The 2,246-nt window shown below is 71.5% G+C and carries 3 protein-coding genes; 1 reads left to right on the forward strand and 2 read right to left on the reverse strand.

The genetic code is table 11. The features are described 5' to 3' along the window. Positions 1-101 precede the first annotated feature (101 nt). Positions 102-473, reverse strand: coding sequence for a PadR family transcriptional regulator (locus ACFWFR_RS19145; protein ID WP_377624165.1), 372 nt, complete (start codon positions 471-473; stop codon positions 102-104). A gap of 154 nt (positions 474-627) precedes the next feature. Between ACFWFR_RS19145 and ACFWFR_RS19150 the strand changes: the two genes are divergently transcribed. Further along, the gene (locus ACFWFR_RS19150; protein WP_377624167.1) at positions 628-1,257 is read left to right on the forward strand and encodes a hypothetical protein; all 630 of its coding nucleotides are present in this window, start codon (positions 628-630) and stop codon (positions 1,255-1,257) included. 16 nt (positions 1,258-1,273) lie between these two features. Here the strand turns inward: ACFWFR_RS19150 and ACFWFR_RS19155 are convergent, their stop codons facing one another. Next, the gene (locus ACFWFR_RS19155; protein ID WP_377624168.1) at positions 1,274-1,993 is read right to left on the reverse strand and encodes an IclR family transcriptional regulator; all 720 of its coding nucleotides are present in this window, start codon (positions 1,991-1,993) and stop codon (positions 1,274-1,276) included. Positions 1,994-2,246 lie beyond the last annotated feature (253 nt).

The following is a 2,246-nucleotide window of genomic DNA, read 5'->3' on the forward strand; positions in this document are numbered from 1 at the left end:
GTCCTCCATCTCGTCGACGTCGGCCGTCGAGATCGCCTGGCGGCGCTGGACGTAGCCGCGCCACTGGTCGATCTGCGCCTCGAGCTCGGGGTGCGTGCTCATCAGGCCCACCCTTCGGCGACGGTCCGCGGAGCCTGCGTGTCGCGGGCGTCCCGCCAGACCCGCTGGAGCGCGTCGGCGACGACGCTCCACTGGGCCTGCCGCTCCGCGAGGGCCTCGCGCCCGGCGGGGGTGATCGCGTAGTGCTTCCTCCGGCGCCCGACGTCGGACACCCCCCACGACGCCTCGACGTGCCCGAGGCGTTCGAGCCGGTGGAGCAGGGGGTAGAGCATCCCGTCGGTCCACTGCATGTGGCCGTCCGAGAGCTCGTTGACGCGCTTGACGATCGCGTAGCCGTACGACTCGCCGTCCGCGAGGATGCCGAGGACGAGCGGTGTGGCCGAGGCCGCGACAAGGTCCTTGTCGATGTGCATGACACTCCTATGCCTAGGGCTGCTAGGGGTTCAAACCTAGCAGATCTAGGTATGAGCTCCCGTGCGCTGCCGAACGGTCTTGCCTCGTCGAGCCCGACCTGCCAGGATCCGCACTGCCGAGCCTTCGGCCCACGCGTCGAGGAGACGAGGAACCATGGACGGTCGCAAGGCCTGGCGTCGAGACTGGATCGCGACCGCGCGATCCTTCCTGCCCGTGCTGCCCGTCGTCGTCCTGTGCGCTGCCGCGCTCGTCGTCTCCTCGCAGGTCGCCGACAGCAGTGCGAAGACGATCTGGGGGGGCCTCACGTTCGGCGCGGCCTTCGCCCTGGTCGTCCTGCTCGTCGCCCTCCGCAAGGCCCGGCGACGGGTTCGCCGCCAGCTCGACGACGTGGCGAGCGCCCGTCCCGGGACGACCGTCTTCCTCGTCCATCCCGTGCCGCAGGCCCTCACGGACGTGGCCGACGCCGGACGGTCTCTCCGGCCGGCCCCACCGGCCCCCAGCCATCACGCCCTGGTCATAGGACCCGAGCACGTCGAGCTCCACCCGCTCGCCGGCCCTGGGCCCGTGACGGTCCTGCCGTGCGCGGGACTCGCTGTACGCGTGCTGCCGGTCGACATCGGCCCCCTGAAGGAGTACCTGACCCTGCACCTCGCTCACGAGGACGGGCACGTCCACGTGGCCGTCAGCGGCCTCGGACCGTCGGGGGAGCGCACGGCACGGAAGGCGCTCGCCGGCGCCTTGCGTGCACTGGGCCACGAACCGGAGACCATGCCCGTGGGCTGACCGGACGCCGTGCGTGTCAGTCGCCGAACGACGCCCGGATCGCCCCGCACGCACGCGCCAGACGCGAGGCCACCCCTTCCTCGTCGTGGGAACCTGCGACATGGACGACCGCGACCGCTGCGGGCGGCTGCCCCGGCACCGACAGGGGGACCGCGACGGACCGCACACCAGGAATCACCTCGTCGCGACTCGTGGCGAATCCCCTCCGCGCGATCCGCACGACCTCCTCCCTCAGGCTCGACGACGCCTCGACGGGCCACTCGTCCGCAGGCAGGAGCGAGAGGATCGCTCTGCCAGGGGCACCCGCCGACACGGGGTGCCGGGTGCCGGGACGCTGCGCGACGGACGCGAGGGCCCGGCGGGGCTCGACGCTCCAGAGCGTGACGCACTCCTCCCCGTCGAGCACCGCGAGGAAGCACGTCATCGCAAGATCGTCCGCGACAGAGGTCAGCTCGGGGAGCGCAGCGGACTGCAGGTCACGGCGGACCCCTGCGGCGAGCGCCGCCATCCGTGGACCGAGCGTCGCGCGGCCTGTGGCGTCACGGACGACGAGGCGATGAGCCTCGAGCGTGCGCAGGAGCCGGTAGGCGACGGAGCGGTGGACGTCGAGCCGCCGGGCGACCTCGTCGATGGTCAAGGGACCGCTCGCATCGGCCAGGACCTCGAGGATCTGGATGCCGCGGCTGAGCGTCTGCGACGCGGCACCTCGGGGGACTGCTGCTCCTGCGTCCGTCACGACTCGCCTCCACGGATCTGCCGGGGCCGACCTTGCCCACCCACCTCGGCATCGTATACGATTCCACACGTTCATTATCAGAACGACACGTTCGATAATAGAACACTCCTACCCCCTCGACACCGACGTCCGGGAGCACCCCATGCAGTTCCATCACCACGGCTACGTGACCGGCGACCCTCGGGTCCTGCCAGCGGCAGGGGTGGGTGGCGACCGGCCGCACGACCTGGCCGCGGAGGACGACGTCCGCGGG

Source organism: Oerskovia sp. NPDC060287 (assembly GCF_042726775.1).
Lineage (GTDB): Bacteria > Actinomycetota > Actinomycetes > Actinomycetales > Cellulomonadaceae > Oerskovia > Oerskovia merdavium.

Bases quoted from the DNA above. Each gene is read 5' to 3' on its own strand.
- ACFWFR_RS19145 (WP_377624165.1), bottom strand. From the start codon at position 473: ATGCACATCGACAAGGACCTTGTCGCGGCCTCGGCCACACCGCTCGTC.
- ACFWFR_RS19150 (WP_377624167.1), top strand. From the start codon at position 628: ATGGACGGTCGCAAGGCCTGGCGTCGAGACTGGATCGCGACCGCGCGA.